6 protein-coding genes and 1 pseudogene are annotated in these 6,401 nt (G+C 71.1%); 3 read left to right on the top strand and 4 right to left on the bottom strand.

The features are described 5' to 3' along the window. The 3 genes and pseudogenes from MSZK_RS33090 to MSZK_RS18865 all read left to right on the top strand — a co-directional run. Positions 1 to 573 (top strand): annotated as a pseudogene (locus tag MSZK_RS33090) (hypothetical protein); the annotation flags it as partial. Positions 574 to 658: 85 nt separating this feature from the next. Then, complete coding sequence (locus MSZK_RS18870) at positions 659 to 3,010, top strand: PEP-utilizing enzyme (protein ID WP_099250223.1); 2,352 nt, start codon at positions 659 to 661, stop codon at positions 3,008 to 3,010. 19 nt (positions 3,011 to 3,029) lie between these two features. Then, on the top strand, positions 3,030 to 3,782 hold the full coding sequence (locus MSZK_RS18865; protein ID WP_099250222.1) for an SHOCT domain-containing protein: 753 nt from the start codon (positions 3,030 to 3,032) through the stop codon (positions 3,780 to 3,782). On the opposite strand, the gene MSZK_RS18860 is transcribed toward MSZK_RS18865, so the two are convergent. From MSZK_RS18860 to MSZK_RS18845, 4 genes are read right to left on the bottom strand one after another with little or no spacing between them, the layout of a single operon-like run. Further along, positions 3,768 to 4,496, bottom strand: coding sequence for a DUF72 domain-containing protein (locus MSZK_RS18860; RefSeq protein WP_099250221.1), 729 nt, complete (start codon positions 4,494 to 4,496; stop codon positions 3,768 to 3,770). The two genes, MSZK_RS18865 and MSZK_RS18860, sit on opposite strands and share 15 nt — an antisense overlap. 3 nt (positions 4,497 to 4,499) lie before the next feature. Further along, positions 4,500 to 5,141: an endonuclease gene (locus MSZK_RS18855; RefSeq protein WP_099250220.1), complete on the bottom strand. Its 642-nt coding sequence runs from the start codon at positions 5,139 to 5,141 to the stop codon at positions 4,500 to 4,502. A 50-nt stretch (positions 5,142 to 5,191) separates the two neighbouring features. After that, the gene (locus tag MSZK_RS18850) at positions 5,192 to 6,007 is read right to left on the bottom strand and encodes an LLM class F420-dependent oxidoreductase (RefSeq protein ID WP_099250219.1); all 816 of its coding nucleotides are present in this window, start codon (positions 6,005 to 6,007) and stop codon (positions 5,192 to 5,194) included. A gap of 46 nt (positions 6,008 to 6,053) precedes the next feature. Continuing rightward, positions 6,054 to 6,386: a TfoX/Sxy family protein gene (locus MSZK_RS18845; protein WP_099250218.1), complete on the bottom strand. Its 333-nt coding sequence runs from the start codon at positions 6,384 to 6,386 to the stop codon at positions 6,054 to 6,056. Positions 6,387 to 6,401: the final 15 nt, after the last annotated feature.

Raw genomic sequence — 6,401 nt, 5'->3', positions numbered from 1 at the left:
GCCGGGGTCGGTGTCGACGAACTCGCCCACGTCGACGTCTACTCGTGCTTCCCATCGGCGGTGCAGGTGGCCGCCCGCGAGCTGGGGCTGCCGACCGACGACCCGCAGCGCCCGCTCACGGTGACCGGCGGCCTGACGTTCGCCGGTGGGCCGTGGAACAACTACGTGATGCATTCGATCGCCACGATGGCCGAACTGTTGCGCGCCGACCCGGCCGCGCGCGGTCTCATCACCGCCAACGGCGGTTACCTGACCAAACACAGTTTCGGCGTGTACAGCGCCACCCCGCCGCCGGCTGCCTTCCGCTGGGAAGACGTCCAGCCCGCGGTCGACCGGGAGCCCACCCGCCGGGCGCTGGTCGAGTGGTCCGGCGAGGGCACGGTCGAGTCCTGGACCACCCCGTTCGACCGCGACGGGCGGCCGGAGAAGGCCTTCCTGACGGTGCGGACCAGCGACGACGCCCGCGCGGTGGCGGTCATCGACGACCCCGAGGCGGCCGCGGTGACAGTCGCCGAGGACATCGCGGGAGCCAAGGTCACGGTGCACGCCGACGGGCGGGCCAGCCTGGTCTGATCGGGTCGGGCCCCGCCCCAAAGGCTCGATATTTTCGCCTGGACCTGCTTACAGTCGGAGCACGACAGGGGAAGCGAGGCCTGGCATGCAGATCTTGCTCACGGGGGTCACCACCGAGCTCGGTCGTGCGCTGGCTCCGAGCCTGCTGGCCGCCGGCCACGATGTTCACGGAATTGCCGAACGTCCTCATCGCGACCTCGATCCCGGCGTGGACTTCACCTGCGCGGCCCTGACCCACCCGGTGGTGTACCGGTTGGCCGAGCAGGCCGACGTGGTGGTGCACCTACCCGAGCCGGGCGGTGACCCGGCCCGGCCGGCCGGTCTGGCCCGGGTCTGTGATGCCGCCGCCCGAGGCGGTGCCCGCATCGTGTTCCCGTCGTTGTCGCTGCTCGCGCCCACGATGTGGCAGCAGGCCGAGAACCTGGTCGGCACCGGGTGGGCGCCGAGCCTGGTGGTGCGCATCGCCGCCCCCGTGGGGCGCCAGGCCGACGCGCTGGTGTGCCGGTCGGTGGCCGCGGTGCTGGACACCAGCGGCCCGGAGCCGCTGCAGGTGCTCCACGTCGACGACCTGATCCGGTTTCTGGTCCTCGCGGTCGGCACCGATCACACCGGTGTGGTGGACCTGGCCACCGCCGACACCACCACCGCGGTGTCCGCACGCCGCATTCTGGGCGCGGTCGATCCCCGGCTCCGGGTGCGCGCCCTGCCGGGCTGGCCGCAGCTGCGCCCAGCGCTGGACCTGACCGCCATGCGCACCCAGTGGCACTTCGAATGCGGCTGGGGTGCAACCGATGCCGTGACCGACACCGCGCGAGGGCTGCAAGGCCGCAAGCTCGATCTGCACGGCGCGGTCGGGGCGCCCGGCCGCATCCCGATGCCGACCGTGACGATCCCGCGGGCGGCACACGACGCGTTGCCGGCTGCGGCGGTCGACGGCGCGGAGGGCGAGTTCGACGATCGCATCGACCCGCGGTTTCCACGCTTCCTGGCCAGTCCACTGCACGACGTCAGCGCCCGGCCGCTCACGCCGATGTCGCTGGACCTGCATCTGGCCGGATTGCGCATCGCCGGTCGCACCCTGGCGCAGGCACTGGACCTGCGCGACCCGGTGGCGGCCGAATGGGAGAACCGCCTGGTCGCGGTGTTCGGCCACCGGATCTATCTCGGCGTCTCGGCGCTTGCGGCGGCCGAACCGCGACTGCCCGCCCGTGCGATCCCCATGGCCCGGCGGCTGCGCAGCGCACCTGACGCACCGCGCTCCGCCTCGTCGTGGTCGGCCGCGATCGCCGGCACCATGTCGACGGGTCGGCTGGTCTCGTGCGCACGAATGTACGGCCGGCATCTGAGCGCCTACCGCCAGGCCGCCGACGCCGAGCGTCGAGACGCGGCCACGCTCGAACTGCTCCGGCAGTCCCAGCTGGATGCGCGAATCCGTCTGCTGCGCAGCAGAGTTCACGAAGGCTGGGTACTGGCAGCCTGGTCCGTACTGTTGGCCGAGGTGGCGCCGGCGCAGTTGGACGGCGCAGGTCAGACAGTGAACGTGCAGTCCGAGATCGCGTCACTGGCCCGGGTGTTGCGCGCGCATCCGTACGCGCGCACGGCCCTGGAGGCCGGTGATCTGGAGGCCACCCGCACCGCGGCACCGATGCTCGCCGCGGCGTTCGATTCGGCGCTGGCCCACCTCGGGCATCGCGGGCCGGGCGCCGCCGAGCTGGCGACGCCGGTACTGGCCGACCGGCCCGACGCGCTCTACGCGGCTGCCACCGCGGGGCCCGGCGCCCGGATGCACGAGGACGACCCGTCCCCACCGGGGGCGTGCCGGACGCTGGCCTACGACACGACCATGCGTTTCACCCATCAACTGCGGCTTGCCGCACGGGAATTGGGACGCCGCATGGTCGATCAAGACAGGCTTGCGGCCGCCGACGATGTGTTCTACCTGACGATCGAGGAGGCGCTGTTCCTGCCACCGGACAGCCGGTTGCGGATCAAGCGCCGCATCGCCGAGCGAGAGCACCTGCAGACGCTGCGGCTGCCGGCGATGATCGACAGCGAGTGGAAACCCGCGGGAGATCCCGCGCCGGCGCGGGTCGCCGATCAATTGCGCGGCGACGGCCTGTTCCCCGGCATCGTCGAGGGCACCGTCCGCATCGTCGACTCCGCCGCCGACGCGGGGCTGGGCGCCGGTGACGTCGCCGTCATCGCCACCGCCGACGTCGAGTCCGTGTCGCTGCTGGGCACCCCGGCCGCGGTGCTCACCGACGGTGGGTCCACCCTCTCGAACGTCACCGAGGTGGCGAGCGAGCTGGGCGTGCCGTTCGTGTCCGGCATCGCCGACGGCGCCTCCCGGCTGAACGCAGGTATGCGCGTGCGCGTCGACGGCGCCGCCGGCCTGGTCACCGTCCTCGCGGTGGACTGCGAAGTGGTCGGAGCGTGACGACCGATACCGTGACGCAATGATGTGGCGGACGATCGCGACCCTCGCCGTGGCGTGGTGGGCGCTCATCGTGGCGCCGGCCTGGGTCGCCACCCGGATGCTCGACCACGCCGGGACCGCGGCGGCCAGCGGTGGGGTGCTCGGCGTCTGGCTGGTCGGCTACGTCGCGCAGTTCGTGGTGTTCCTGGCGATGTCCCGGCGCTGCCCGCGCCCGATGGTGCCGGGCTGGTTCATCGCGTCGATGGTTCCGTGGGCCGCCGATTGGACGGCGCCGCTGTCGCTGTGGTGGCTGGCCGCGTGGACAGTGCTGGTCCTCGGGTACGCGGTGACCCTGGTCCGGGCGGTGGCACAGGTGGATCGGCTGCGCCGCGACGGAGTGCGCGGTACCGGTGTGGTGCTCGAGGTGATCAGGCCGATGTTCAACGTCGTGGTCAACAAGGATGCCGGTCGCCGGGTGTTGCGGCTGAGCGTCGCGGCACCGGACGGGGCTGCGCCGTACGAAGCGCGGCTGACGTCGACGTTCACCCTCGGGGAGGTGCCCGAGCCCGACGACGTGGTGGTGGTCCGGATCGATCCGGACCAGCCGACGCACATCGAACTCATCGATGACGAGCCGATTGTGCGGGCCGCGCCGCAACCCGCCGACGTCGAGCCCGAGGTCGCCGACCGGTTGCACACCCTCAAGACGATGCGGGATCGCGGCGATCTCACCGACGCCGAATTCGTCACCGCCCGAAGGCAACTGCTCGACCAGCAGTCAGCGACCGAGTAGCTCGCGCAGCGACAGCGCGTTGCGCACGGCGTGGCCGTGGCCGTCGTTGTTGAAATAGACCAGGACCCGGCGGCGCTGACCCTGCCACTCCCGGATCCGCTCGGCCCACCAGGCCAGATCGTCGTCGGTGTAGCTGCCCGCGTAGATCGGCGCGGTATCGGGTCCGTGCATGCGGACGTAGACCAGGTCGGTGGTGGCACGCAGCACGCACGGCAGACCCGGCCCGCTGACCACGACATAGGCCGCGCCGTAGCGCTCGAGCAGCTCGTAGACCTCGGGGTCGTCCCAGGACGGGTGACGCATCTCGACGGCGATCCGGATCCAGCCGGGAACCAGCGACAGGAAGTGCGCCAGCCGGGCGTCGTCGCGGTGCAGGTCGGGATGGAGCTGCACCAGCACCGCCTCGCGTTTGTCACCCAGTGCGCGCTGGCAGCGTTCGATGCGCTCCACCCACGGTTCCGGCGAATTCAGCCGCCGGAAGTGGCTCAGGCCGCGATGCACCTTGACCGACATGGTGAAGCCGGCCGGCAACCGGGTGCGCCATCCGTCGAAGGTGGCGTCCTTGGGCCAGCGGTAGAAGCTGGCGTTGAGTTCGACGGTGTCGAACACCTCGACGTAGCGGGCCAGTCGCTGGGCGGCCGGCAGGCCCGGCCGGTACAACACCGTGTCCCAATGGTCATAGGACCACCCCGACGTGCCGATCCGGACGGTCACGTGTCAGCCGGCGACGCGCTGCCGGACATCCTCGTCCACCGACACCCGCACCAGCGCGGCGGCCAGCGGCGCGATCGCACGGCCGGTGAGTGCGGCCAGCCGACCGGGGTTGCGGGGGAGCCCGAGCTCCCCGGCGGTGTCCAGGGCCCGCTTGCCGAAGTACGGCCGTACCCACGGCCAGACGTCCTGCACCTCACGCAGGTAGATGTCGGCGCCGGTGTCGCCGATGCCGGTGAACTGCTTGAGCAGCTGCTTGGCCTCGCGGACGTCGGGTTTGCCCAGGCGGGCCAGCCCGCGCAGGTCACCGTGGTAGTCCCGGTCGACCCGGGTGGCCAGCTCGGTCAGCCGCGTCGCCGAACTCTCGTCGTAGCGCACGTAGTGGGCCCGGCCGAAGGCCTCGATCAGCGTCGGCCGGTCGGCGGTGAGCACCGCGCGCGGGGTGCGCAAGCCGGCCCGGAACAGCTCCTTGGCGGCCTGGGTGGCGATCGCGGCGTCGATCGGCTTGCTGCCCAGCATGGCGAGCACCAACAGCTGGAACAACGGCATCGGGGTGTCGCGCCTGGTGATCCCCGCCTCGGCGGCATAGGTGGTGCCGGCGTGCCGGCGCAGCCGCGCCACGAGCTCCCGGGCTGCCGCATCATCCATCTGCGTCGCGTTACCCGCCGAGCAGGGCCGCGAAACCGCGGCGGCCCGGATCAGCGCTTTGTGTCACGCCAGTCGATCATCTTCTCGACCGTGCTCAGGTCGTAGCTGCCGCCGGCGGCGCGGACCTCGGTGTGGAACAACGTCGCACCGGCGGCCAGGTAGTCGTCCGCCGAGCGCGGGTCGGTCCAGAACGTGGACCGTTCGATGTCGCTGTCGTTGCGCCCGAACCCGGCCGCCAGCTCGGCGACGCGCGCACTGGCCTCGCGGTAGGAGTCCAGCGGCAGGAAGGTGTGCCAGATGTCGGCATGGCGCGCGACCGCGGGCAGGGTGCGCTTGGGCCCGGATCCACCGATCAGGATCGGGATCCTGCGCAGCGGCGGCGGTTGCAGCTGGCTGAAGCGCCGCTCGATGCGCAGCAGGCCCTCGTCGAACAGATCGGCTCGCGATGTGACCGTGCCGAAGTCGAAACCGTAAGTGGTGTAGTCCTTCTCGTACCATCCGGCGCCGACGCCCAGGACCGCGCGGCCGCCGCTGATGTGATCGACGGTGCGCGCCATGTCGGCGAGCAGGTCCGGGTTGCGGTAGCCCATCCCCGATACCAGTAGCCCGAGTTCGGCACGGGTGGTGATCTCACCCCAGGATGCCAGCGCGGTCCAGCCCTCGAAATTGTTCACATCCGGTTGCACCTGTGCCAGCACCGGTTTGGCGTCGGCGATGGATTCGATGAACGGTGCGTGGAAGTGGTCGTAGCCGAAGATGACGTCCACCCCGATGCGCTCGGCGTCGAGGACGGCCTGGCGCCAGGTGGCGTAGTCCGGGGTGTCGGCGGGCTGAATCTGGACGGCGACGCGCACGGGGTAGGTCATTAACCCGACAACCGGGTGCGCCGCGTTTTATTCCGCTCGTCGGGAGCTATTTCGGCGGCAGGGATTTCGCGTGGTCGACGCCGCGGGCGACCCAGCTCTTCAGTTGACGTCCGGTGCGCAGGCCGGCGTCGCCGACCCGGATCCAGCCGCGGGTTTCCCGTCCCGCCATGATCATCGGTTCGACGTGGTCGCGGGCCAGCAGCGCGGCGGTGTCCTCGGCCGGCACCCGCACCATCAGGCCGCCCTTTCCGCTGGCGCACACCGCCATGTTGCCGTTGATCAGAAACGCCAGACCGCCGAACATGCGCTTCTCCTCGAGGCCGCGTTCGGCGGCGAGGATCTCGCGCAGGCGGTTCGCCAACTCTTCCTCGTAGGCCATGTGAGCACCGTAGTG

The sequence above is a fragment of the Mycobacterium sp. shizuoka-1 genome (assembly GCF_002723835.1).
In the GTDB taxonomy this organism is placed as follows: Bacteria; Actinomycetota; Actinomycetes; order Mycobacteriales; family Mycobacteriaceae; genus Mycobacterium.
The sequence above is the reverse complement of the archived record's forward strand: the minus strand, read 5'-3'. Positions and strand labels throughout refer to the sequence as shown.